Raw genomic sequence first — 521 nt, 5'->3', positions numbered from 1 at the left:
TGGCAGGGGCAGAAGGATTCGAACCCTCGGCACGCGGTTTTGGAGACCGCTGCTCTACCAACTGAGCTATACCCCTAGATAAAAAATGTGGTGGACCATCAGGGACTCGAACCCCAGACCCACCGGTTATGAGCCGGTTGCTCTAACCAACTGAGCTAATGGTCCACATAGAGCAAAAAAATAGTAAGCTTTTTGAGAAGCTTGCATAACGACCTCACGCAAGCGAGAGGAAATATTGGTGACCCGTGGGAGAATCGAACTCCCGATGCCGGCGTGAGAGGCCGGAGTCTTAACCGCTTGACCAACGGGCCATATAATGCTGAGCTACAGCATATAAAGAAAAACCGCAGCGAGCAAAAATATATCTGCCCGTTACGGGAAATTTGGTGCACCATCGGGGACTCGAACCCAGGACCCACTGATTAAGAGTCAGTTGCTCTACCATCTGAGCTAATGGTGCATAGGTGTCGGCAGCACCCTATCTTACCGGGACGTTACCATCCAAGTATTTTCGGCGAAGA

At 51.1% G+C, this 521-nt stretch carries 4 tRNA genes; all 4 read right to left on the bottom strand.

Annotated features, from left to right (window positions below):
- A tRNA-Trp gene (locus DW938_RS14625) sits at window positions 1-76 on the bottom strand.
- Window positions 77-88: 12 nt separating this feature from the next.
- Window positions 89-165, bottom strand: a tRNA-Ile gene (locus DW938_RS14620).
- Between the two features lie 71 nt (window positions 166-236).
- A tRNA-Glu gene (locus tag DW938_RS14615) sits at window positions 237-311 on the bottom strand.
- 73 nt (window positions 312-384) lie between these two features.
- A tRNA-Lys gene (locus DW938_RS14610) sits at window positions 385-460 on the bottom strand.
- Window positions 461-521 lie beyond the last annotated feature (61 nt).

The organism is Ruminococcus sp. AM43-6, from assembly GCF_003461785.1.
GTDB classification, from domain to species: domain Bacteria; phylum Bacillota; class Clostridia; order Oscillospirales; family Ruminococcaceae; genus Hominimerdicola; species Hominimerdicola aceti.
This window is presented reverse-complemented; position numbering and strand designations above follow the sequence as displayed.